Here is a 24,981-nt window from a genome sequence, read left to right as displayed (position 1 = left end):
ATCTATACTGACGGAAAATTTTCCAGTTAAAATTCAAATTCTGAGCGATAGCTTTCTAAATAATCGATTGACAAATTGTGTTTTTCTAACGTTAAACTGGGTTTCAAATCAGCGAAAATCACTTCAACCGTAACTTGAATCTTGCCTTCTCCTTCTATTGATGCTTGAAGTATAGACTTATGTGGCGGAGTTCGCTCAAGGATAAGTTCATACTGACCCGATTTTTCTATACCCTCTAATTTTACTTTACGAGGGAGTTTGCTCATCGGCAAAAAATCATCGATCTGAGTTATTCGGAAAGAATGAGGACTTCGAATTTTAATTTTCACCCTGTAGGGTTCGCGAACGTAGTTCATCTTCAACGTTAAACTAAAAGAACGACCTCCTTTATCCTGGATTACCCCTTCTAAGTTCATGGGAGGTTTATCCCCTTGTGCCGGAAAATAGATATTTTTGCTGTGAACTTGGCCTAGTTCTTTAGCAAGGTCATTTGGAATAAAATCAGATGAACTCATATGATACTGAGCCGTTTCATTTCCTGTCCATTCCTTTTGAATACGAAGAATCTGAGGGTAGGTCTGTGAATAACTGGGAACTAAGCCGAGGAAAAGTAAGTCGGCAACGAGGAAAATTATTATCGGAAGCCGAGTTGCTTTTAAAATTGGCTTTATAAATTTGGGTTTTCTTAACACGCAAAACAGGACTGAAAAGAGAACAGGCAATAATAATCCTGCATAAAGAAGTATAAAAATTAGCACATAACGATGAGCTATTTCATAAAAACTAACCCATTGTTGGGAATTTAGAAGCTCCCAATGGATATGATATATAAAATAAGGTGCTCCTAAAGCCAAAATTATATTCGGCCATAAGTAAAGGAGGTCTAAACATAATAACCAAAACAAGAAAGGAAAAGCCAAATCGAGCCGATAAAGAGCTAAAAAGGTCGTGACCAAAAGCATGCTTCCTGTTGCCACTAACCAATAAAAATTACTAGATTGAGCGAAGGGAATCTTTCTAATAATCCCGACTGCCAAAAAAACAAGACACAGAATGAATATCAGTCGAGATAGTATAAATAGATCTGGATGAGCATACCACAGAATTTCCACTCCTTTTAGCTTTTGCCATAAGAGCTCACCAACACCGCTGAGACCCACTACAACTAGCGATAGAGCAGTCATCGTTAAAGCCCCTATGAAATACTTAATCCAGGCACTCGAATTTGTTCGATATTTACCCCTGAAAAGCCGGATAAAGAGGTAGCCTGTGAAGAAGAAAACAAGGAGAAAGAGGATGCGTAACCCCAAGGAGGATAAAATGAAGACCTGGGAACCCAGTTGGAATGTTAGATAAGAAGTATCCCACGTTTGAGAACCTATCGACGAGGGATGAACAGATTTGAGCATCACGAGAATGAGCTGTCCAATTTGATCTATTTCCTGTAGAGATACTCCCCCCATTAGATCTTCAGGACGATGATAAAAGCCATTAGGCCGCCCTGAAATTCCGAACCCAACTGCCGGAATTCCACGATCTAAAAATGGGCTGAAATCACTGTTGCCCCCTTGACTTCCTTCCCGAGTCATCACCAAGAAATCTCGGCTCAGATGAAAAGGGATGCTTTCATTTTTAACAACGTTGGCTACCTGTTTAACTAGCTCAGGAGGAGCAGAAGTTTTCCCGGCTACATCAATTTCCAAAGGGGTTCCTACCATATCTAAATTTACCATCCAACGAACAGCTGAAAGGTCAGCTTGTGTAACAAAATACTCGGACCCCACCAAGCCTGCTTCTTCTGCCCCAAAAAAGATCAACTGATATGATTCTTGCTGTGAGCTACTTGCTAAAACCTTAGCCACTTCCAAGAGAACTCCTACCCCAGAGGCATTATCCAATGCTCCAGGAGCTGAAGTATCAGCAGAATCATAATGCGCTCCTAAAATCACAGTCTCTGGATTTTGTCCTGGGAGTTCTGCAATAATATTCCGGCTATTAATCACTTGCAGATTATTTTCAGGTTCAAGTGGATTGTGTTGAACAACAACTTTACTGAATGGTTGTTCTTTAACCTTCCATCCCGCTTGTTCAAGAATATAATAAATATATTGGGCCGCTTTTTCTTCTCCCTTACTTCCAGCCGGTCGCGGACCAATTTTATCAGTTAAATACTGGGCATGTTCGTAGGCCTTTTCTGCAGAGAATCTTAGTTCTTGCTGCTGTGGCTGAGGTTGAGGTTGAGCCTCAGTAGCAGAATTTCCAGTCAACAGAAAAAAAAGCGTGATCCAGAATAAGATGATGATCTTCATTCCCCTCATCCGTTCGTTCTCCTTTTCTTTACTGCACTTGCCAATTTTTATGAACGGCGCTCAACGAATAGACCAATTTTTTAAATACTTAAGTTCTATGATATAATGTTGTCAACAATACCTTAGAAAAGAAAAGGATAAAATAAATATGTTTAGGAAATTCAGGAATATCTTTCTAGTTTTTATATGTATTCCTCTAATACTTACCGGGTGCTCTTTTGATTACCATCAGCTATTAAAAAAGAAGGATGTGCCTGTTTCAAATTTGTCAGCGGATTCGGTTCTATTGACAAATGATGTAATTTATAACCAAACTGTAGATTTAATAACAAATGCTAAAAAAACAATTTATGTGGAACAGGGCTTATTTACTGATCAAAGGCTGTCCCAGTTACTGATTGCTAAATCCAAAAGCGGACTTGACGTTCGTGTTTTAATGGATCAATTTCACTCTTCCAATAAAGCAACCTTAACCGAATTTAAAAACAATCAAGTTTCTGCTCAATTCTACCCTGCGCGCAAAGGCCAGTATAATCGTTTAAAACTCCTCATTGTTGATTCTAGCCAAGCCATTATTTACTCAAACTATTGGGATAGTGAGAGCTGGAATGCTGCTAACATGGCCATAATCCTTAATGGTAAATCAGCCTGGAAATTAGCCAATGTCTATAATCGAGACTGGGAATTTACGACGACTTTGACTCTTGATGTTCCTAAAACAACCACGCTTAACGATGATAATATTACTCCTGCTACAAATGCGAATATCAAGCAACAGATCTCTGCACAAATTACCTCGAGTGAGCATAGTATTTGGGCTGAACTAACAGAACTCACGGATCAAGACACACTACAATCCCTTATCGACGCTGCTTCTAAAGGACTTGATGTTCGAGTTATACTTGATGAAAATGCAAAATCAACCCCTGGTGTTTTAGAAAAATTAAAGACAGCAGGAGTTCAAGTTCGTTTCTATCAGAAGAAGGACAATCAACCCCTGGGTGTCAATGTGGGCATTTTTGACGGAAAGAGTTTTATCTTCTCAAGCGCTGGATGGACGCATTATACTTTTGTGATTAACCATGAAATGTCCATCACTGTTCCGTCTCCTTTAGCAACTGAAAAATTGGTCCAGAAGTTTGACGCGGATTGGCAAAGTAACAGTACTAGCTAAACATCATAGGATAAAGACTGTCCCTGTTTACATTATACAAAAATAAAGCCGATAAAGAATATATTCATAATTCTTTATCGGCTTTAATCTTTGATTTACATATGAAGCCAAATCATTTTTCAATTTCCAAATGCTTATGATCGGCAATTAATACGGGGATAACTTTCCCCTCTGGTGTAAGATCCAAAATATTAACAGCCGTATTATACTGCCAAGGTACGTTTATCCAATCCTCAATGCCGATTCCTAGAGCTTTTTTAACCAGAAGTTGGAGGGTCATTCCATGAGTAACAATACATATGGTTTGCTCAGGATGTTTGGTCGGTAAGTTAGAAAAAAAGCTCCAGGCTCGCTCAGTAACCTGTTGCATACTTTCTCCCCTAGGAATCCGAACTTGATCAGGGCTCTGTTCCCAAAGTTCAAAAAGCTCTGGGTAAGATTGTCTCAGGTCTGTCCATTCTTGCCCTTCCCAATCTCCAAAAGATAACTCCCGCATCGCCGTTTCTATAACAACTTCAGGTAAATTTAACATCTTACGAATTTCATCAGCCGTCGCTATTGCTCTAGGCAAATCACTAGAATAGATAACAGATATACCTTCGTCATGTAAACGATTCGCTAAAACTTGAGCTTGCCAAATTCCCTTATCTGTTAAGGGTGAATCCATTGCTCCTTGAACACGACCTTCAAGATTCCATTGGGTTTCTCCATGTCGAGTTAAAATTACCCTTGTCATACCCTATTCTCACTCTCATCCTCAAAAATTTATAAGTTAGTACAAGGCCAAAAAGCGACTTTTTATCTAAATGTTAAAAATGGTAGGGATAAACTCCCTACCATCCCCGCCTTGCCGTAAAACTCCAGGTTTCTGACCCTGCTCTCGCAGGTGGGTACCTGGATCAGCCTTTCCGCCGTCCCTCTAAAAGGGCTTGACGTACTGAACGGATCATTCCGGTTCCCTAAACATAAATAGGATCAAAACCAAGAAAATCTTACGAACAACGCAGGTTCTGTTGATATTATAGCACGATTAATTAAAAATTTCTTGTTAAAATGAGTGGTAATTTTATCTTTTATATAGTTTATCCTCAACCTCTGCTAAACGTTCCTGGAGTAAAGCAATTGTCATTTCTTGTGTACGAATTCTCCGCCTTAAATTTTCCACTTGATAGTATAAATCACGAATCTCCTCCTGAGGATTAGGAAGTGATTCTGGTGGAGTCACTTCTGACATAACCGGAAGTTCAGCATCTTGAACATTCTCAATTGACTTTTGGACTAAAACAACTTGAAATCGTCCATAGCGGGTATTACGACCAGGCTTAATTTCAAGCCATCCTTCAGCTTCTAGAGTTTGAAGAGCCCGTTTTAGAGTAGTACTCGCTGTCCCTGTTTCACGCTGAATTTCGGAGTAAGCTAATTCAAACTCTTGACCTTCATGAAACTTAGACATTTTTTCAAAAAAGCGAATGAATTTTTCATGCGTTTTCTCGCTTAATTTCAGAAGCCTCATCCCCTAAGAAAATTTATTCGTACAGGGAATATTATTTTTCGATTTTTCTATTATAAACAAATTTCACAGATATAATTCATATTTAATTTTGCTCTTGGCCGTAAAGCTTCTCTACAACTTCTTTTGACATTGAGAATTCATGTTCACTTCCAGGGAAGCTTTGTCCCTTAACCTCTGTTACATATTGACGGATGCCATCAACAGCTATGGATTTTATATCCGCATAGGTCTTAACGAATTTAGGTTTGAAGCGGTCGAACATCCCCAGCATGTCATGAATCACAAGAACTTGTCCATCACATTCTTTACCTGCACCTATACCGATTGTGGGAACTGTAACTTCTTGTGTAATTCTTTTAGCAACTTCTGCTGGTATTGCTTCTAAAGTAATTCCCATAACCCCTGCTTCCTCTAAGGCATGTGCGTCACACATCAATTGCTTTGCAGTCTCAAAATCGCGGCCTTGAACTTTGAATCCCCCAAGCTGGGTGGCTGTTTGCGGTGTTAAACCAATATGCCCCACTACAGGTATTCCTGCCTGTGTTATCGCTTTAATTATAGGGGCATAGCTCTCTCCACCTTCTAACTTAACTGCATCAGCGCCTCCTTCTTGAATTAACCGGCCAGCATTGCTTAAGGCTATATCGACAGTAGGATAACTCATGAAGGGCATATCAACGACGACAAAGGTCTCAGGTGCTCCCCGACGTACTGCTTTCGTATGGTGAATCATATCTGCCATCGTTACGGGAACGGTCGAGTCATAACCAAGAACAACCATTCCTAAGGAATCACCGACTAGGATCATGTCTACATTTGCTTCTTCCGCCCAATGTGCCATTGGGTAATCATAAGCGGTTAACATAGCTATTCTTTCCTGTTCAGCTTTCATTTGAAAAAAATAAGGTACAGTCTTTCTCATCTTATATCTTCCTCCGTCACAAACAATAAAGTTTTGGATTATTATACCACAAATCAGAATAGACAGATAAAGAATACTCTCCGAACTTTGAGCATAAATTCTACTAGCCAAAGGAGGAATGCTAATATGCCTAAGTCCTTTAAACTGAGTCTTGTCGTTAAGGGAATCTTAATCTCAGCCCTCTTTGCCTTAATTCTCTCCCTACTTTTCAGCCTCATTCTTACTTTTACACGAATACCTGAATCCGAATTATCACTCCGTATTATTTATGGAATTAGTGTCTTCTTCGGCGCAGCTTTAACTTCTTATCAGTCCGGAACTAAAGGACTTTACTACGGTCTTGCAGTAGGCGTAGGCTTTATCCTTTTCTTACTTCTTGTATCGGCTATCCTCATTTCCAGTTCTCCTGCTTGGCTAGGGATTGGTGAGAAAACAGTAATCTCCCTCGTATGGAGTGCTATTGGAGGAGTCATTGGGGCAATTCTTAAACGGTAGGCCAGGAGATACGCACAACTTTTGATAACTCTTTAATTTTCATACATAAAGCGCTAAAATAAGGTATAAGTGGAAATTGAGGAGGAAAAGTTATGTGTGTAGAAAAAACTCCCTGGGAGCAAGTGACTGATTTTCATGGACATACCTGTCCAGGAATCGCGATAGGATACCGTGTTGCTGTCCTCGCTCAAAAAGAAATGGGAATCCGCCCAACATCAGACTCCGAACTTTTAATTAAGGCTGAGTCTCGCTCTTGTGCCTTAGACGCCTTCCAGATTATTAATAAAGCGACAATCGGTCGAAAAGCACTCATGATTGAAGATACGCACCAACCCATTTACTGGTTTCATTTTGCAGGCACCCAAGAACTTCTTAAAATAAGCGTAAACTCCGCTCTGATGAAACGCCTTGATTCCTCTCATCCGGGACCTCTTTCTCCAAGAGAAAAGCAAAACAGAAATCTAGAAATGATCCAACTCATTTTGACCACCGACGAAGAGGACTTTTGTTCACTCGAGCGGGTTCCCGGAGTACTCACTAAAGGCTGAAAATTCACGTTTGTCTATAGAACTAATACCACGAATAAGGGTCTCACTTTAATTAAAAGTGTGACCCTTATAGAAGTTTTGCTGATTAATCCTATTCCTATTCGATCTTAACTTTTTCTTCAGTTTCAAGGCCCTTATCCCGTTGATCTATAGATTGGGTCTTACTTACTTTAAACCGCCATGCGATAAGAATTAGCGCCAAAGCAACCGTGAGAGCACTACTCCAATGTGCAGCCGTCCAATTAAAAAGATAACGAGTACTGTCTCCCCGAAGGTTCTCTAAAAAGAAGCGAACCGCATTATATCCAGCAACGTAAACGAGGAAGATAAAACCGGAAGGCCATTTCTTCGTTCTTGTTTTTAGGATGAGTAAAAGGGCAAAAAGAATAATATCAAACTGTCCTTCCCATACCTCTGCCGGCCAAAGCGGTTGCATTCCGAAGGTTTCTCTCGCGATTGTACCTGCGGGATAGATAATCCCAAAGTCGCCTCCAGTCGGCCCGCCAAAAGCATCCCCATTCATTAAGTTCGCATCACGCCCAATGCTTTGAGCTAAAATAAGTCCGGGTGCAGCTAAATCTGCTAATTCCCAAAAGGGAAGCTTCTTTTTCCAAGCATACCAGCCCCCAATTAAAAGCGCGCCTACAACTCCACCTTGAATCGATAACCCCCCATGCCAAACTGCAAGAATTTCTTGAGGATTTTTACTGTAGTAACCCCACTCAAAGAAAAAGACTTGCCAAATCCGAGCGCCGATGATTCCACCAATTAAGAGCAATGGAGCTAAATCCAAAAAAGGGTCGATCCAGTCCTGTTTTCCCTCGACCTTCGCAAAATAGACCGTTACTCCTACCCCTAATATGAAAGCTAATGCAAATAGAGTTCCGTAAGCTCGAATTGGGAAATCTCCAATGAAAAACCAATATTGATGCATAATACCCTCCCGCTAATTCCTTTTTATGTACCAATAACTAAAAGGCTTGATATTTCATCAAGCCTTTTAGTATTTCAGCTCTCTTATCGTACATTTAAACCGGAATAGAACTGATCATATTCTGACGAATCGGGAATGTTCGCCGCTCTGAATCCTTTTCCTGTTGGAGTTTTCTTTTCTTCGTAGTAATTTGAAGACTTTGATTTAGCACACCAATGATCCATATAACCTGTAAAAAAGAAGACACCAAGGGCACCTAGGCCGACAATCCAATGAAATATGCTCATAAAGACACCTCCTATTCTATTCTATGGACAATTTTAAGAATGTCAAGACTACTAAATCAACCACTCAGCGGGAAAAATATACTGTTGGCGGAAAAGTTCTGACAAGAGATATTTTAGCGTCTATACTAATTTTAAACACTCCTCTACCCTTTTCCACACGGGCCATAGGCCCCTTCCCCATCATTGATGGGGTTTTTTTATATTTTCTTTATATGCTCACTTTATTATACACTATACACTGAAAATCCAAAAGATAAAACTAGGCACGATTAAAAATCGGTATTTTATGGGATACTCCATCCAATCTCAATCCGGTCTCCCCTTTGCAGCAAGGTAGTAAATTCGCCGGGAAGCCCATTCACGCGAATTGTTAGCGTTTCCCCCGCTCCAAGCGGTTCGGGTATGGTAATATAAGGTAGAATATCCGAAAGTATCGGAGAATGCTCATATCCCTCAACCCGAATCGCCATTCCTTCTGTCACAAGATCCTCAAGCTCTAAGATTTGTCCACGCGAAAAGACTCTAAGAATCTGTGGCGGATACGCTATTTCTTCACCGTTAATTTGAAAAGCCATCGGACTCGCCTGTAGTTTTAAATCCGCAATTTTAAGCTTAGGTTCTCGAATTTCGATTTTATCCTGCGCTTGAATCCGGCAATCTTCCTCAACTAGCTGGCCATTGACTAAGATTTCTCGCTCTGCCCGATATTCTTGCTCCTGGCCACTGACTTTATAATGGACTAGCCATGAATTTTCGGGAGGAACTTTCAATTCCTTTAAAAGATCGGTCAAGGTTTGATTTGGATGATATTCAATTTTCCACCCATCGAAAATTTCACAATCAGCAGAAAGATCTTGTCCATCAACATAAAAATGAGGTGTGAAGAGAAAGGGTTCTTCATTAACACTAATATATTTTACTTGATCATCCGGAAAAACGTCTTCTAAACGAACATGAGCCGCTTCTCCTGAAACTCCTGGAACAAATGTAATCTGATCATTAGGAGCTATCACAGAATCCAAGCTAACGCGTTGCTCGTTGACAAAATACTGCGCATTTTCTCCCAAAGTACCCTTCACGAGTTTAACTTCACCATTGACTTCAAAGGTTAAGGCCACTCCGGGTCTCCCTAAGAGCGTTTTAGGGGATATTCCTGCAGATAACAAGGCGTCAGCCATAGTGGTCTGTTGAAGCTCTAAAATCGATACCGGTGTTTTATTTACTCCCACTTCATAATAACGAAGTCCAAGCTCCTCTAAAGCCGAAATTCCGATCCCAATCGGCGTAATAACGTCTGGCCCCTTAGCCCCTTGCTCCCCCAAAACTCGCCCGATTCTTTCGCGAATCTGTATTCCAACACGTCCTAAAGGCAGCTTGATCTTCTCTGCTATCATTTCACGTAACAGTGGAGTTAAACTTCCTCCCCCAATCAAAATAACAGCTTGGGGAACAGTCTCATTCAATCGCATTATTTCGGCAACAATTTTGTCCGCTAGTTCTTGAACAACAGGAGAAATACATTCTAAAATTTCACATTTTGAGAGCTCTGTTTTTTCACCTAAGAAATTTATGAAATTTAATTTCTCACTATCATCTAAGTTTCGTTTTAGGATCTCCCCCATCTGAAAATCTAGCAAATACGTTTGACAGAGTTGTTCAGTAACTTCATCCCCAGCCATGGGTACCATACCATAGGCATAAAACGTTCCCTGCTTCGTGAGTGCGATATCCGCCGTACCCGCACCGATATCCACTAAAGCTAAGTTCATACGGCGCATATCCGGCGGAATTGCAGCCTGACCCGCGGCAATCGGCTCTAGAGTCAAGCTCTCCATTCGAAGCCCTGCTTGCTGAATAACTGCTAACAAGCCATCAACAACTGTCCTTGGTAGAAAAGTCGTAATCACTTTAATTTCGGCAATCTTGCCACGCTGCCCAACCAAGTTTGAAATCTTTTGTCCTTCTAAAAGGTTTTCAATCGTTGAATAGCCTACACAGTGATAGGCTCCCATTTCTTCAAGACCATCGATTTCACGAAGTGCTTTTTGAACAGCTTCCATTTCAAGACTTACAACATCTTCCCGCTCCCAGACCACCGGAAAGAACTCACGCCGTTCATACGATGTGACGACTGTTTTTAGCGCCCTTCCAGCTGCAGCAACGGACACAGACTGCAAAGGTTCATTGATTTTCTGTTCCAACTCTACTTTAACTCTTAGTACAGCACGAGCTACTTCTTCGATATCATGCACCTGGCCATCATACATGGCTCTTTGCCTGTGCTCTGTTTGGGCACTTGCTAAGATTTTGTATCCTTCTTCTTCTTTAACCATAACTAAGCCCATAACCATTCTTGTACCTATATCTAGGGCAAAAATACGCTTCAAGCGTCTCACCTCTTAGAAGCATGAATTCGACCTAATCCAACCAAATTCCTTCTTAAAATAATAAACGTGCCATCTTTGTATGGGGCACGCTTTAATTTCGTTATGCTTCTCATTTTCTCGTTAAATTGCGAGCTGATTAGCCAAGTCATATAAAGATTGATTAAAAGGTTTACCGGGTCCATATGCAACTTCCAGGGGTAATCCAATCACCTGCTGATGAATTCGAGCCGTCATTTGATCACTTTTTCCTGCCCGTAATAGATCAACCGCACAGGCTCCCATTTCTGAAGCCGTGACCACATCAAGAGCCGTCGGATTCCCTCCACGCTGAATATGCCCGAGAATAGTCACTCGTGTATCAAACCCTGTCCTGAGCCGAAGCTCCTCCCCGATTTTATAAGCGCTACCGGCTCCTTCAGCAACAAGGATAATACTATGGTTTTTTCCGCGCTGATGGCCTCGTAAGAGCTTGGAGCTTACCTCATCCAAGTCAGCTTCAATTTCTGGTACAATAATTGATTCCGCTCCACAGGCCAGTCCTGCCTGAAGTGCGATACTTCCAGATTTTCTTCCCATCACTTCAACAAGGAAGGTTCGCTCGTGAGAAGTCGCCGTATCTCGAATTTTACTCACAGACTCAATGACCGTATTTACAGCTGTATCAAAGCCAATCGTTAACTCCGTTCCAGGAATATCGTTGTCGATCGTTGCAGGGATCCCAATCACGGGAATACTTTGAACTGATAACGTTTGTGCGCCCCGAAAAGAGCCATCACCACCAATCACAACCAAAGCATCAATCCCTCTATGGTGCAATTGTTCAGCCGCTTTTTTCTGTCCTTCTGGCGTAAGCATTTCCTGAGAACGTGCCGTCATTAACATGGTTCCCCCACGATGCACAATATCGGCGACTGTACCTAGATTCATCTCACGAAACATGCCATGAATCAGTCCCTCATACCCTCTCTCGATTCCGAACACCTTGAGACCATGATAGATTCCCTTTCGAACCACTGCTCTAATCGCTGCATTCATCCCTGGAGCATCTCCTCCGCTCGTCAAGACAGCAATGCTCTGAACTTCGTTCTTCAAGAAATCACCCCTTATCTTGAATAAAATACGTTCGTAAAATTTCGAACTTATTTCTCCAATCCGGATCTTCTTTCATCATTTGCTCAAATTGACGATATGACTTTATCATTACACTATGCGCCTTCTGAAAATATTCTCCTAGTTCCGGATAAGACCAACCATTAAGTTTTCGAATGGCATAAACTGCAAACTTACGTGCTGTCAGCAAATCTTTAGCGCGGGAATTACCCTTAATATCCTGGGACAAAACACCCGTTAGCTCACTAATGATACGAAGGATATTATCGGGTGTTAATTCCACTTCGTTTCTATCTTTTTGGGCTTTTAAGAAATCTCCCCAATAACTCTTATTAAATTCATCCGTCTTATTTTCTACGTTATTTCTAGAAAACACTCTAAAATCTTGAATCATTTTCTGAACTTCACTTAAATTTGAAGTTTGGTCAGCAATACTCTGCAGGACTTCTTCCGGTAAATTCAAAAAATGAGAACGAGCGTAACGATTCGCAAAATCGGCTAATTCATCGTGAGAAGGAGTAAAAATAGGGAGCGTCATTCCTCCCAATAAACGGGACGATAATTTGATACTCATAAAGCTTAACTCTTGTGGCTCTCCTTGGAAGCTTACCAGAATTTTTCCGTCCTGACTGACCAAGTCATCGAGAGTATGAAGAAATTCCTCCAAAGTATGCTTTTTTCCCTTGAGTGCTTCAAATCGATCCAATATGATAAGTTTAAGGTTTCTCAGGTAGATACGAAACTCATTAAGAGAACCCTCCTGAACAGCCAACACATACTTCTGGCTAAACGTCAGTGCATCAATTAACAAAACCTGAGAATTTTTATGCTGATGATACACTTTTCTCAGCAACTCTGTCTTGCCAACACCTGGAGGACCATAAATTAGGGTTACCGGCTGGGCCTTTTCCAAATCATAGTTTTGCAACGTATCCGCAGCTAAACGGTTAAAATGAGAGATTAATAGTTCCAATACTGAACTCCTCCCTCAATTATTTTAAGAACTCATAGCAAAGCCGAGCAGGCTTACTTAAGTGCTTATCACGACGAGTGATAATATAAAACCCTCTTTTTATTTCCAACCCCTCGACATCTCTTGCCACTAAGGCATTATCATACGATTGCAAGGCATTCGTCGAGATAAAGGAGTAATCCAGACCTGCTCGAATAGCATTCTTAACGGTTTCCGTACTGCCTGCTTCTAAACTGATCTTAAAATCCTCAAGATGCAAGTTTAAGTTAAGTAAACCCTCTTCAAGCGCACAACGGTGACCTGACCCGCTCTCACGCAGAACCATTGCATAATCTTGAAGATCCTGGGCATGAATCACTTCAAGCTGATTCAACGGATGATCCACAGCGACGACCAGTTTAATCTGATCCTGCCTCCAGAAAACAGAATTTAATTTATCGGTATTAAAATTAGACCCAACCACCGCAAAGTCAATGTCTTGGGAAAACACTTTATCGGCCATTTCTAAACTATCCCCTATACTTAACTTAAAACTAATTTTCTGATAGTCCTTTTGAAACACCGCTAAGTTATATGGCAATAGATATTCACCAGGAATATGCGAGGCACCAATATGGACTTTGCCACTCTCCTCTATTCGAGTTTCTTCGAGATTGTTCTTAAGCTGATTCCACTCTTCCAAAATACGCTTGGAGTGTCGGTAAAACACCTCACCCTCCTGCGTCAGGACAAAACCTTTACCCTGCCTTTGGAAAACTTTTACTTCAAGTTTCTCTTCTAAGGAACGCATATGATTAGAAATAGCGGGCTGGCTCACTCCCAGGTGACGAGCAACTAAAGTATAACTTCCTTCCTCAACAACCTGTACAAAAATACGCATTAGATCCAACATATAATTCCTCCTGATGGACCATTTTCACTTTAAGACATGTTCTTCCATACTCTTAAATATACCAAAAAGAAGGGGCTTAATCCCTTCTTTTAAGTACTTTTTCGAATTTGATAAGCTATTCTTCGACCGTAACCTTACTCATCCGTTGGTCCTCATTAGGCTTGTCTCGATAATCGCGCTTCACATTCACGATTCGATCGACTTCTTCCATTCCTTCAATCACTTTTCCAAAGGATGCATATTGCCCATCAAGGTGAGGAGAATTCGCAACCATAAGGAAAAATTGTGAACCCGCCGAATTAGGATTAGCTGTCCTAGCCATTGAAATTACACCCCGATCATGCTTGAGGTTATTTTCAAAGCCATTTGCTGTGAACTCACCTTTAATACTATAACCTGGTCCACCAGTACCATTACCTGAAGGATCCCCACCTTGGATCATAAAACCAGGGATTACGCGATGAAAAATAACCCCATCATAGAATCCTTTGCTAACTAGTGAGATAAAATTCTTAACGGTTTCCGGGGCAATTTCCGGATAAAGTTCAATCTTAATTTTTTGTCCATTTTCCATTTCAATCGTTACAATTGGATTCTTTGCATTAACGTCCTGACTTGCCAAAACAATCCCTCCTCAATCTAATTCAATTTGATTATAACCACTTTCCCCTTCTTTTACCACTTTTCTAAAAAATTTAACTTATTCTTCATGCGTCTTTGCTTTATTCCGATTACTCGTATAAAGATAGATAATACCCACAAAAAGAGCCAGTATAATCCCCCCACGAGATAAGTAGCGGTGAAGTAAAGCAATAATACCTTGCCAATGAGTTCCTAGAAGGTTGCCCAGGGTTATAAAAGTTGTAGACCAAAGTAAAGCGCCTATTCCCGATAAGATGGTATAACGAGCATAATTCAGCTCGCTCATCCCTGAAAAGTAGGCCACAAAATGCCGAAATCCAGGAAAGAAATAACCAATAACAATAAGCCGATCTCCAAATCTTTGAAACCAACCTTCTGCTCTTCTAATCTTATTTTCATTCATATGTAGAAAAGGCGCAATTCGATGTAAAAAGGGAATTCCTAAACTTCGGCCAATCCAATAGCTTAAATTCATGCCGACAAAACTACCTAAAGAAGCAAAGAATAAAGTCTTTACAAAATTCATATGGCCGATCGATGTTTGAAAGCCACTAAAGGCCATAATAAACTCATCCGGTACGGGAACTCCAATCATCCCAAAGGAGAGGACCGTAAAAAGTCCCCAATAACGATAATGATAGATCATACTCAGCAAATATTGCTCCAGCCCGTACATATACTACGTCCCCTCTGATTAATTTTTTTTATCTTAATGTCGCTCTTGATTCGTTCGTTAGCGTCTACGGCGCTTCCGGTGGCTCAACCAATACAAGACACCTGCCAAGATGAGCACTCCCACGACGAGATCAACGCGATGAAACAAGGGTTTTAATGCATTCCAATTTTCTCCTAGTTTTTCCCCAACCATAATTAATAGCATACACCAAGGGAAAGCACCCAGTATAGTATAAATGACCACTTTTACAGGATTCATTCTGGCAATACCCGCAGGTAAAGAAATAAACGTCCGGACAACAGGTAGTATACGTCCCAAAAGAACAGTTACTTCTCCATGCCTCCGAAATAGTCGATCGGTCCAAGCGAGTTCCTTTTCTTTAATAAAAATGAAATGGCCATACCGTTTGATGAAAGGGCGTCCTCCCCATACTCCGACAAAATAAGCTACTAAGCCGCCAAAAAGATTGCCCGTAGTAGCCGCAATTGTTGCTGGCCAAAATTGAAAATGGCCTGTATAAACCATATACCCTGTAAAAGGTAGGATAATCTCACTGGGTAAAGGAATACACGCACTTTCAATAGCCATTGCCAAAAACACACCGAAATATCCCATACTCGAAATCAAGTTTACTACGAATTGACCCAATTGTGAAAATATATTTTCCAAACTGCTCCCTCTTTCTATTTTTCGCTAAAATAAAACGGGCTGTTGCACAATGAATCTCTTAGTTTCACAGTGTAGCAGCCTTTTGTAGGTTTATTATCCATTCAGGCGAGGCGTTCGCCGACCAAACCAAGCCATAAACTTAACTTTTAGAGAGGGCGTCTCGTGTTTTGCCCTCCGTGGCACACATCGCCGCCAAAATCGCCATCCCTGGCTCACTTGGCGGCAGAGCACGTCCATGTGCTCTGCCCCGCTGAAGTCGCTGTCCAGGCAGAGTTTCCTCAGAACCTGTACACTTGCCCTGGAGCGCTAAGTAAATGGATGTACGATATAGGAGACTTGGCTTAGAGTTGAGTTCGAAACTCAAGGCTTAGTCGACTTATAACTCGACGGGGAGATGTTACACGACCCTAAGTTACTCATTTGCTTGACGTGAAAGATGTTTACGAGAAACTGACCCATTTTGGCATTCAAAAAGAACCTTTTTACCATCGATCACCGTCTCCAACACGGCAATTCTTCCCCAGAGTTTTTGCACGAGGAGGAGGGTCTTTTCCAGATAAACGATATCGAGATCCATCCCTTCATGTGCATGTCGAAGATAGAGTATGCGTTTACCTTCATAATCTCCGTCGGTAACCACGATTTTGGGATGTCCCCCGTTTACTAATTGTTGAACAAGGTTATCCCGAACCTTTTCCCAATCCGTATCCGTAACCTGCCAATGAGCACCTATTTTCCTAAAATTAAAGAGATTTAATTTATCGATCAATTCACGATCGAGATGATTTCGGATAAATGAAACGTCATTTTCCGTCTCTCTAACATCAAATAAATACTCCATATCATTTTTTTCAGCAAGCTCTTCCCATATCTTTACTCCCAAATAATAGGGGTTGAGGGATAATCGTGACGGTTGTACCACTTGACTATGCATCATTGCAAAATCCATCACTTCTTCGTCTGATAAGTCCAGTTCATGCATGATCCGTGAGTGCCAAAATGTGGCCCATCCCTCATTAATGATTTTGGTCTCAATTTGAGGGAAGAAATAGAGCGACTCCTCACGAATCATACTTATAATATCGCGTTCCCATTCCTCTAATATGGAAGAATGCTCCATAATAAACAATAATAAATCTTCATGCTCACGTTTATTTTCTAAATTTTCTTGAGGGCTTTCTTCTTCCCAAAGATCTTCATATAGAGAGTTGAGATATTTTTTCGAGGGAACCCTTGAATCTTTCTCTTTTCTTTGTGCTAAATGAGCACGAAAGTCCACATGTTCTTGAATCGATAATACGGCATCTAAAACCTGTTCAACCTTCTCGCGACCATGAATAAGCTCATATTTACGAATTTGTTCGGCATGGGCTCCCATTCTCTCCACCATATCCTGTGGCGTACGTTGGAAGTAATGATTATGTTTAAAAAAATCGACATGAGCATAAACATGACCGATCACAAGTTTATTCTGAACCAAACTATTTCCTTCAAGTAAAAAAGCATAAGATGGATTGGAATTGATAACAAGTTCATAGATTCGGCTTAAATTCAGATCATACTGCATTTTTAAACGATAGAAAGATTTACCGAAACTCCAGTGCGTAAACCGAACAGGCATACCATAAGCCCCAAAGGTATAAAGGGTCTCAGCTGGACAAACTTCAAAATGTACTGGATAAAAATCCAAGCCTAAATCTCTCGCGACCACCGCGATTTTCTGGGCATATACTCCCAACTCCCTTATTTCGTGATCCATGACCCACCCCCGATTTGAAGCCCCTTTAAAGGCCGATTCTCCCTATCCTCATTGATGATTAGCCTTCGGAAAAAACCATTTTCAGTGCTCCATAGACTTCATTTCGGTCACGGATCGTCACAAGTCTAAGTTTTGGATCCGTAATTCGTTTTAAAGTCGACATTAATGTACTTGAATAATGAGTGCGTAAAATTTCTCCATATCCTACAACTTGGCTCACCTCAACAAGTTTTTGCATAAGGTTCAATGCTCTTGCGTTATCAGAACCAATATTATCTCCATCTGTAAAATGAACAGGATAAATATTATAGTGCTCTGGGGGATATTCACGCTCAATCATTTCCAACGCCAATTGATAAACTGAGGAACAACGTGTACCTCCACTTTCTCCGCGTGTGAAAAATTCTTCTTCACTGACTTCCTTTGCTTCGGTATGGTGAGCCAAAAATCGCATCTCGACATTCTCATATTTTTGACGCAAAAATCGAACCATCCAAAAGAAGAACGTACGGGAAATATACTTTTCGAATTGTCCCATTGATCCAGACGTATCCATCATGGCAAAGATAACCGCATTTGTCTCGAAATTAGGATGGGTCTCCCAGGTTTTAAAGCGCAAGTCGTCCGGAGTAATCCGCAAGTTCTCCGTTTTACCTTTTAAGGCTTGACGTTTAATGCTTTCAATGAGAGTCCGTTTCTTATCAATATTGGACATCAGACCTTTTTTGCGAATATCATTAAACTCAGGTTTATCATGAGCAATCAACGGACGCTTTTTGTCATCAAGATTAGGCAGTGCTAATTCTTCAAACAGGATCGCTGCCAAGTCATCATAAGAAATCTCTGCTTCATATATATCCATTCCCGGCTCTTCTCCTGCTCCCGAGCCCTTACCCGCACCTGATTTCTTTGATTGCTCACGGCCTAAAATATCACCCGGCGACATCTTTTTATCAGACTGACCGGTATGGTTTTTCTTATTAAAATCATACCGGAACCGAAATTCCTCTAGAGAACGCATAGGAATTTTCGTCGTCTTTTTTCCATCACTAAGAATAATACTTTCGTCAATAATCAGATCTCCGAGTTGCTGCTTAATCGCCTCGCGTACTTTTTCTTTGTGCCGGCTTTGGTCAAAATACCCTTTACGATGTAAGCTCCAGTCATCCTGGTTGACAATGATCTCATCACTCATAACATCTCATCCTTCTCTCTAACGGTTGAGGAGAGAGCCAACATACTTCACAATTTCGTTAGCACAAACAGGGCAATATTCATGTTGCTGTATCAAACGATCGGTGACATCATTGATCCGACGAAGCTGCTCCTGATCAGGATGAGAAACGGACGTCGTTACCTTAATAATATCTTTCAAATCTGCAAATAGCTTCTTTTCGATGGCCTCTTTTAACCGCTCATGAGACGTATATTGAAACACTTTTCCTTTACGTGCGTTGATGGAAATTCGGATTAAAATTTCCTCCCGGAACGATTTTTTAGCATTTTCTGAAACTCCGATTTGCTCCTCAATGCTCCGCATCAATTGCTCATCAGGATCAAGTTCTTCCCCCGTCATCGGATCAAACAGTTTGCTTGAATTGCAATAGGCTTCAACATTATCCAAATAGTTATTGAAGAGAGACTTCGCAGATTCTTCATAAGCATATACAAAAGCTTTTTGGACTTCCTTTTTAGCGACTTCATCGTATTCTTTACGCGCTTGGGCAATGAAATTCGTGAGATTCTCACGTTCTTCCTTGGTAATCGAAGTATGTTGCGAAAGTCCATCTTTTAAGGCCCGTAAAATGTCCAAGGCATTGATGCATGATTTGTGATCCCGAATCAAGGCTGTCGAAATACGATTAATGACATAACGCGGATCTACGCCGCTCATGCCTTCTCCTTGTTCTTCACCCTCGTTGAGTAAATCCTTAATATCTTTTTGATTGAACCCTTCGACATCTTCTCCATCATAAAGACGCATTTTCTTAACAAGATCCATTCCTTGTTTCTTCGAGAGCTTAAGACGTGAAAGAATGCTGAAGACCGAAGCCGTCCATAAACAATGTGGCGCAAGATGAACCTCATGCAAATCACTTTGCCTAATCAGCTTTTCGTAGATCTTGACCTCAGCGCTCACCTTTAAGTTATAAGAAACTGGAATGACGATGATTCGGGATTGGAGAGCCTCATTCTTCTTATTGGCGATAAACGATTTATACTCATTTTCATTGGTATGGGCGATTACAAGCTCATCAGCAGAAATTAAAGCGAATCGGCCAGCCTTGAAATTCCCCTCCTGAGATAAGCTGAGTAAATTCCACAAGAACTTCTCGTCGCTTTTGAGCATCTCCTGGAACTCCATCAACCCACGATTCGCTTTATTCAGTTCTCCGTCAAAACGGTAAGCCCTCGGATCGGATTCAGAACCGTACTCCGTAATCGTCGAAAAGTCCATACTTCCCGTTAAATCTGCAATATCCTGAGATTTAGGATCAGAAGGAGTAAAGGTTCCGATCCCAACCCGCTCTTCTTCAGAGAAGACAATTCGCTTGACAGGCATGTTTTCGACTTGTCCTTTAAATTCTTCTTCAACGCGAAGCCGACAAACCGGGCAAAGATTCCCTTCAATTTTGATTCCATAGCGTTGATTAAATTCTTCACGTAAAGGAAGTGGTAAAAGATGTAGCGGATCTTCATGCATCGGGCAGCCATCAATTGCGTAAACTGCCCCTTGGTCAGTACGCGTGAAATCCTCTAACCCTCTTTTGAGCAAAGTAACAATCGTCGATTTACCTCCACTTACAGGTCCCATCAAAAGGAGGATCCGTTTGCGGACATCCATTCTTTTCGCTGCAGAGTGAAAGTACTCTTCAACAAGTCGTTCAAGCGTTTTATCCAAACCATAAAGCTCTTTGTTAAAAAAGGAATAACTTTTTTGACCATTGACTTCTTCAACTCCAGCCTGGCTAATCATGTCATAAATTCGAGCATGGGAGTGCATTCCCAAATGGGGGTTCTGTGTCACCAATTCCAAGTAATCAGCCAAAGTACCCTTCCACGTTAACGCCGCTTCTTTATCCCTATAATTTTTTAACCACTCTAAAACTTCCATATAGTCGCCCTCCTTTTCTCAGCACACTTTAATCAGCAGATTATTAAAGTATATGCTCGGATTAAAAGATGAGACATGGCGCACCGAATTTTAGAATTCCTTTGTTCTAGTGTTTATTCATATGAAAAGTAAAAAACCTTTTAGAATCTCTTCCAAAAGGTTTTCTATCTCACGTTTAAATGTTCAACTTTCATTCACAATTTTTCCAGATCTCCATACTCATAGGCAAATTCTCCTGCCAAAATATCGAGACGAACGACAATATACTCTCCAAATTCATCTTTATCAACTCGAACAACTGTACCTAGGCGGCAGTTACTAGTCATTACTCGATCTCCCACCTGAAAACGGATTGTTTTTCGCAATGAAGTTGAATTGTGCTCTTGCGTCATTGCTAACATTTCGTCACCACCCTTATGTGAAAGTGAATTTTAGTTCTAACTTAATGTTATGATAGCATACCTTGTCAAATAAGTCTAGCGGAAAGTTGGAAAAATTCAAAATATTACGGATTATTATTGAGGAGTCTGCAACAAACAGACTCCTCAATTTTTAATACATTTGGAGGTATTCCTCAATTTCCCATGAATGAACGGTGACATTGTAACGATCCCATTCTTTCTTTTTCGCTTCAATGAACCGACTATAAATATGTGGACCTAGCGCAGCCTGGATCACAGAATCCTTGGAAAGCTCTTGTAAAGCCTCGAGAAGGCTCTCGGGTAAGGATTCAATACCATGAGCACTTCGTTGTTCAGCATTCAGTTCATAGATATTAAGATCGACTGAGGCTGGTGGGTTCATTCGATTCTTAATTCCATCAAGGCCCGCTTTAAGTTGTACTGCTAAGGCGAGATACGGATTACACGAAGGATCAGGGCTCCTTAATTCAATCCGGGTTGAAGACCCCCGTTTCCCAGGAATTCGAATCAGAGGACTCCGATTTCTTCCCGACCAAGCTATATAACAGGGTGCTTCGTAACCAGGGACTAACCTTTTGTAGGAGTTAATAGTCGGATTAGTAATGGCAGCAAAAGAACGCGCATGTTTCAGTAACCCTGCAATATAGTGAAAAGCTTCCTCTGATAATTGCATATTTCCTTCTTGAGCATAAAATGCATTCCGCCCATCCTTAAACAGCGATTGGTTAGTGTGCATCCCAGACCCAGCGATCCCCAAAATAGGTTTAGGCATAAACGTGGCATGTAAGCCATGTCTCTGAGCGATCGTCCGTACCACTAAACGGAAAGTGGCAATCTTATCAGCGATATCAAGCGCATTCGAATACTTAAAATCAATCTCATGTTGACCTGGTGCAACTTCATGATGTGACGCTTCAATTTCGAATCCCATATACTCTAAGGCTAAAACCATATCTCGCCGTGCTTCTTCTCCACGATCAATAGGCGCCATATCAAAATAACCAGCCTTATCTTGGGTAATCGTCGTTGGTCTTCCCTCTGCATCTGTTTGGAATAAAAAAAACTCTAATTCTGGACCGACATTCCAAACATATCCCATTTCCTGAGCCTCAGCAATTACCCGTTTCAATGTACATCGAGGGCAACCTTCAAAGGGTGTTCCATCCGAATTATAGACATCACAAATGAGGCGAGCTACTCCACCATCTGTCGAACGCCAAGGAAAAACAAGAAAAGTATTCGGATCGGGATACAAATACATATCTGACTCTTCAATCCGTGCAAACCCTTCAATTGAGGACCCATCAAACATAAGTTCTCCATCTAAGGCTTTCTCCAATTGTTCAATCGTAATTGCTACATTTTTTAAAACTCCAAAAATATCAGTAAATTGAAGGCGTATAAATTTGACGCCTTTTTCGCTGGCTTCTCGTAAGACATCTTCTTTTGTCTGGCCCATTAATAATCACTCCTTATCCAGTCCATGAATACTTAGTATTCAATTCCCTTACGTGCACTAATACCCTGTTCAAAGGGATGTTTGATTTGCACCATCTCAGTCACCAATTGTGCTTTATCCATCAAACGTTGAGACGCATTTCTCCCCGTCAAGATCAATTCAACTTGAGGTGGTTTTCCCTCGAGTAACTCCAAAACTAAATCTTCTGAGAGGAGACCGAACCAAATTGCATTGATAATTTCATCCAAAATTAGAATATCCCATTGACCCGAGTACATAATCTCACGGGCACGATTAAAGGCTTTCTGAGCTTCTATAATATCTTCTTGTGTGATCATTCCTTTATGTACCCACTTACCCGTTCCAAAGTGTTCTAAGCAACATTCAGGAGCTAAACGTTGGATGCCAGTAAGTTCTCCATAATTGGTGATCCCTTTCATAAACTGAAGGATAAAAACATGAAAACCGTGTCCCACAGCTCGGACAGCTAATCCTAAAGCTGCTGTAGTTTTCCCTTTACTAGGTCCAGTATAAATTTGAACTAAACCTTGGTCAAGCTTCACCATTTATTCCACCTTCTTTAACCATTTTTCAAGTTGAGGATGAATATAGGCGATCTTAGGGGACAGCAACAGTTCTGGATATTTTTCAACAGCTTGTCTTGTAAAAGCAATAGAAAAAAAGAGTTTTACTCCTGATTTTTCATCCCTCGCTCTTAATTCAACTTTATCTGGATAGAAATAGTAAGAATAATCTTCGTCTCGCCAAGTGACTTCTAATTCACCTAACTTTATTTTGATTATCCCAAATTGTTCAATATTTATGCCTCGAATACTTGAAAAGCCTTGACTTAGTTGACCCGTTTCCAAGCCAACCTGGCCAGCTATAAGTTGGATACTCATTAAATGTTCAACGACGAGCCGAGCGGGGAGTGAAATTTCCTCAAAAATTCTCCTGTGATTGCGAATTTCTTCCGACCATTGTTCCAATTGAAGCCGGTGAATCGAGCGTACAGGCTGAATCTTTTTCAGTGATTTCTCTAAAGCAAGATAAATATCATCTAAACACTCAAGCACCAGAAAATCATCTTGGCTCATGCTCAAGCCCCCTCCCTTATCCCTCTTTCCTTATTTTACATGAAAATATCTCTTATTCCTAGACTTGTTTCTAAATGTTGTTCCAATTCCTGTCACTATATTTATTCCTTTTTCGGACCTTCTTCGATATTCGTTGAATGGCTTGTTCAATTTTTATCGTTTCAATTCCTAGTTCCTGCGCTATTTTTAAAGACTGCCAATAATATTGAAGAGCATTTAAGTAACTTCGACGATTTTCAAAATACTCGGCCAAACGTTGATTCGTACTAAAGGAAATCAACTGATGACTTTCATGAGACACTTTAGACTTCACGTGATACTCCTGTGACTCTTGAATCTCTCCTAACTGTTCTAGACACAAGGCTATTTTTTCATAGGCTTCGCCCAACTTTTGCTCCTCCCCATACTTTTCAAACAGCTCTGCCGCTTTTTTTAAATTCGCACACGCCGCTTGATAATCCTTCTGCATCGCTTGAAGCTGACCCAAATTTTGATAGCGAAGCCCCAACCCCAAATCCTCATGTTTATATACCTCAATAGACAATTTGAGGTAATAAACAGCCTCTGTAAAATCCCTTAATTCCTCTAAGATTTTTGCCAAAAAATATGTACTTTCTGAAACATTCTCCCACTGCGCAAGTCTTAAATATAAAACAACCACCCTTTGCCAATCTTCTCGGGCCTGAGCGAAGTTCTCTTCTTCAAAATTTATAAACGCCAAATATTGGATAGCGTTAACGAGGGACTCCTCATCTTTTTCTTCAGAGAATATTTTACACGACTGGAGCAAGTCTTTACGAGCTAACTGAATTTTGTTTTGACGGTATAAAACTTCTGCCAGAAGAATACTCAGTTCCCCTTCTCCTTTGCGGTAACCATAGATATGACATAACTCACGGGCTTTCCGAAAAGTATATTGAGCCTTGTCCCAGTTCTCCTGCTCTGAATACACTTGCCCAAGGTCACTAAATAACATACTTAAGCGTAGACGAGGTGAATTCAGCGGGTACACTTGGATAGCTTGTTCATACCAAGTAGCTGCCTCCTCCATCTTATCCTGGGCTTCAGCGACACTGGCTAAACCAGCCATTGCTTCTGACATTCCTTTATAATTTTGAAGCTGTTGACATATTTTAAGCGCTTCCTTAAATCCTCGTTCGGCAAGTGCAACCTTTCCCTGTTTAATTCGTGATGTTGAAAGTAATCGGAGATTGAATGCAGAAATTACAGGTATAGCTAAACGTTTAGCTAACTTTAAACTTCTCAGGTAATATTTCTCAGCTTTAGGATAATCACCTTGTCCTAAAAAAACAGTTCCTTTTTCCATTAGACTTCGCCAATCCCTTAAAATATCATCATTCATAACATCCCCTCCGCGCTCAACCCGATGACTAACCGCCACTAAGTCTCAGGCTCCTTAATGTAGATAAGTGGCGCTAAGTCCCTGGATATATGAAGCTTGGCTGCTCCGCAACCTTGCTGACATATCCTCTCGGGGATAAGGGCAACCAGACTTCAGATGGGATCGTTACTCCATCTAAAGTAATTTTTCTTTATCCATCATATGCGGGAAAGTAGATTTTGGCGCGAAAAGAAGC

At 40.9% G+C, this 24,981-nt stretch carries 24 protein-coding genes and 1 other RNA gene; 3 read left to right on the top strand and 22 right to left on the bottom strand.

What is annotated here, in order from left to right:
* Positions 1–26: 26 nt before the first annotated feature.
* Positions 27–2,318, bottom strand: a complete 2,292-nt coding sequence (locus DESME_RS06305; protein ID WP_006715561.1) for a M28 family metallopeptidase — start codon at positions 2,316–2,318, stop codon at positions 27–29.
* A 256-nt stretch (positions 2,319–2,574) separates the two neighbouring features.
* Here DESME_RS06305 and DESME_RS06300 point away from each other — a divergent pair, with 256 nt between their 5' ends.
* Positions 2,575–3,483, top strand: a complete 909-nt coding sequence (locus DESME_RS06300; RefSeq protein ID WP_242837425.1) for a phospholipase D-like domain-containing protein — start codon at positions 2,575–2,577, stop codon at positions 3,481–3,483.
* A gap of 112 nt (positions 3,484–3,595) precedes the next feature.
* Here DESME_RS06300 and DESME_RS06295 read toward each other — a convergent pair whose 3' ends face one another.
* From DESME_RS06295 to panB, 4 genes are all read right to left on the bottom strand, one after another.
* Positions 3,596–4,219: a histidine phosphatase family protein gene (locus tag DESME_RS06295; RefSeq protein WP_006715563.1), complete on the bottom strand. Its 624-nt coding sequence runs from the start codon at positions 4,217–4,219 to the stop codon at positions 3,596–3,598.
* Positions 4,220–4,318: 99 nt separating this feature from the next.
* Positions 4,319–4,496: non-coding RNA, 6S RNA (gene ssrS, locus DESME_RS15615), on the bottom strand.
* Between the two features lie 53 nt (positions 4,497–4,549).
* Complete coding sequence (locus tag DESME_RS06290) at positions 4,550–4,996, bottom strand: helix-turn-helix domain-containing protein (protein WP_006715564.1); 447 nt, start codon at positions 4,994–4,996, stop codon at positions 4,550–4,552.
* Between the two features lie 82 nt (positions 4,997–5,078).
* Positions 5,079–5,918, bottom strand: a complete 840-nt coding sequence (gene panB / locus DESME_RS06285) for a 3-methyl-2-oxobutanoate hydroxymethyltransferase (protein ID WP_006715565.1) — start codon at positions 5,916–5,918, stop codon at positions 5,079–5,081.
* A gap of 126 nt (positions 5,919–6,044) precedes the next feature.
* Here panB and DESME_RS06280 point away from each other — a divergent pair, with 126 nt between their 5' ends.
* Both DESME_RS06280 and DESME_RS06275 read left to right on the top strand, forming a co-directional pair.
* Entirely contained in the window at positions 6,045–6,413 is a 369-nt protein-coding gene (locus tag DESME_RS06280; RefSeq protein WP_006715566.1) for a TIGR04086 family membrane protein, read from the top strand.
* A gap of 92 nt (positions 6,414–6,505) precedes the next feature.
* The gene (locus DESME_RS06275; RefSeq protein WP_006715567.1) at positions 6,506–6,961 is read left to right on the top strand and encodes a formylmethanofuran dehydrogenase subunit E family protein; all 456 of its coding nucleotides are present in this window, start codon (positions 6,506–6,508) and stop codon (positions 6,959–6,961) included.
* Between the two features lie 97 nt (positions 6,962–7,058).
* On the opposite strand, the gene lgt is transcribed toward DESME_RS06275, so the two are convergent.
* The 17 genes from lgt to DESME_RS06190 all read right to left on the bottom strand — a co-directional run bounded on the left by lgt (position 7,059) and on the right by DESME_RS06190 (position 24,785).
* Complete coding sequence (gene lgt / locus DESME_RS06270) at positions 7,059–7,895, bottom strand: prolipoprotein diacylglyceryl transferase (RefSeq protein ID WP_006715568.1); 837 nt, start codon at positions 7,893–7,895, stop codon at positions 7,059–7,061.
* 83 nt (positions 7,896–7,978) lie between these two features.
* Positions 7,979–8,182 (bottom strand): hypothetical protein, encoded by a 204-nt coding sequence (locus DESME_RS06265; protein WP_006715569.1) that lies wholly within the window; start codon positions 8,180–8,182, stop codon positions 7,979–7,981.
* 284 nt (positions 8,183–8,466) lie between these two features.
* A complete protein-coding gene (locus tag DESME_RS06260; RefSeq protein WP_006715570.1) occupies positions 8,467–10,569 on the bottom strand; it encodes a cell division protein FtsA in 2,103 nt (700 codons plus the stop codon).
* 120 nt (positions 10,570–10,689) lie between these two features.
* The gene (gene pfkA / locus DESME_RS06255; protein WP_025248693.1) at positions 10,690–11,661 is read right to left on the bottom strand and encodes a 6-phosphofructokinase; all 972 of its coding nucleotides are present in this window, start codon (positions 11,659–11,661) and stop codon (positions 10,690–10,692) included.
* Between the two features lie 4 nt (positions 11,662–11,665).
* Positions 11,666–12,652 carry a DnaA ATPase domain-containing protein gene (locus DESME_RS06250; RefSeq protein WP_006715572.1) on the bottom strand — a complete coding sequence of 329 codons (987 nt, stop codon included), beginning with the start codon at positions 12,650–12,652 and terminating at the stop codon, positions 11,666–11,668.
* A gap of 19 nt (positions 12,653–12,671) precedes the next feature.
* Positions 12,672–13,544, bottom strand: coding sequence for a LysR family transcriptional regulator (locus DESME_RS06245; protein WP_006715573.1), 873 nt, complete (start codon positions 13,542–13,544; stop codon positions 12,672–12,674).
* 115 nt (positions 13,545–13,659) lie between these two features.
* Positions 13,660–14,118 carry a peptidylprolyl isomerase gene (locus DESME_RS06240; protein WP_051414013.1) on the bottom strand — a complete coding sequence of 153 codons (459 nt, stop codon included), beginning with the start codon at positions 14,116–14,118 and terminating at the stop codon, positions 13,660–13,662.
* A gap of 126 nt (positions 14,119–14,244) precedes the next feature.
* A complete protein-coding gene (locus tag DESME_RS06235; RefSeq protein WP_006715575.1) occupies positions 14,245–14,862 on the bottom strand; it encodes a DedA family protein in 618 nt (205 codons plus the stop codon).
* 57 nt (positions 14,863–14,919) lie between these two features.
* The gene (locus DESME_RS06230; protein WP_006715576.1) at positions 14,920–15,531 is read right to left on the bottom strand and encodes a DedA family protein; all 612 of its coding nucleotides are present in this window, start codon (positions 15,529–15,531) and stop codon (positions 14,920–14,922) included.
* A 412-nt stretch (positions 15,532–15,943) separates the two neighbouring features.
* A complete protein-coding gene (locus DESME_RS06225) occupies positions 15,944–17,290 on the bottom strand; it encodes a SpoVR family protein (protein ID WP_006715577.1) in 1,347 nt (448 codons plus the stop codon).
* 58 nt (positions 17,291–17,348) lie between these two features.
* Positions 17,349–18,485, bottom strand: a complete 1,137-nt coding sequence (gene yhbH, locus DESME_RS06220; protein WP_006715578.1) for a sporulation protein YhbH — start codon at positions 18,483–18,485, stop codon at positions 17,349–17,351.
* Positions 18,486–18,503: 18 nt separating this feature from the next.
* Positions 18,504–20,405 (bottom strand): PrkA family serine protein kinase, encoded by a 1,902-nt coding sequence (locus tag DESME_RS06215; protein ID WP_006715579.1) that lies wholly within the window; start codon positions 20,403–20,405, stop codon positions 18,504–18,506.
* Between the two features lie 194 nt (positions 20,406–20,599).
* Positions 20,600–20,806: a hypothetical protein gene (locus DESME_RS06210; RefSeq protein ID WP_006715580.1), complete on the bottom strand. Its 207-nt coding sequence runs from the start codon at positions 20,804–20,806 to the stop codon at positions 20,600–20,602.
* Positions 20,807–20,957: 151 nt separating this feature from the next.
* Positions 20,958–22,286, bottom strand: coding sequence for a type I glutamate--ammonia ligase (gene glnA / locus DESME_RS06205; RefSeq protein WP_006715581.1), 1,329 nt, complete (start codon positions 22,284–22,286; stop codon positions 20,958–20,960).
* Between the two features lie 32 nt (positions 22,287–22,318).
* Complete coding sequence (gene cobO / locus DESME_RS06200; protein WP_006715582.1) at positions 22,319–22,852, bottom strand: cob(I)yrinic acid a,c-diamide adenosyltransferase; 534 nt, start codon at positions 22,850–22,852, stop codon at positions 22,319–22,321.
* A complete protein-coding gene (locus DESME_RS06195) occupies positions 22,853–23,383 on the bottom strand; it encodes a hypothetical protein (protein WP_006715583.1) in 531 nt (176 codons plus the stop codon). It lies immediately after the preceding gene.
* Positions 23,384–23,453: 70 nt separating this feature from the next.
* Complete coding sequence (locus tag DESME_RS06190) at positions 23,454–24,785, bottom strand: tetratricopeptide repeat protein (protein WP_006715584.1); 1,332 nt, start codon at positions 24,783–24,785, stop codon at positions 23,454–23,456.
* Positions 24,786–24,981 lie beyond the last annotated feature (196 nt).

This window comes from Desulfitobacterium metallireducens DSM 15288 (genome assembly GCF_000231405.2).
GTDB classification, from domain to species: Bacteria; Bacillota; Desulfitobacteriia; order Desulfitobacteriales; family Desulfitobacteriaceae; genus Desulfitobacterium_A; species Desulfitobacterium_A metallireducens.
This window is presented reverse-complemented; position numbering and strand designations above follow the sequence as displayed.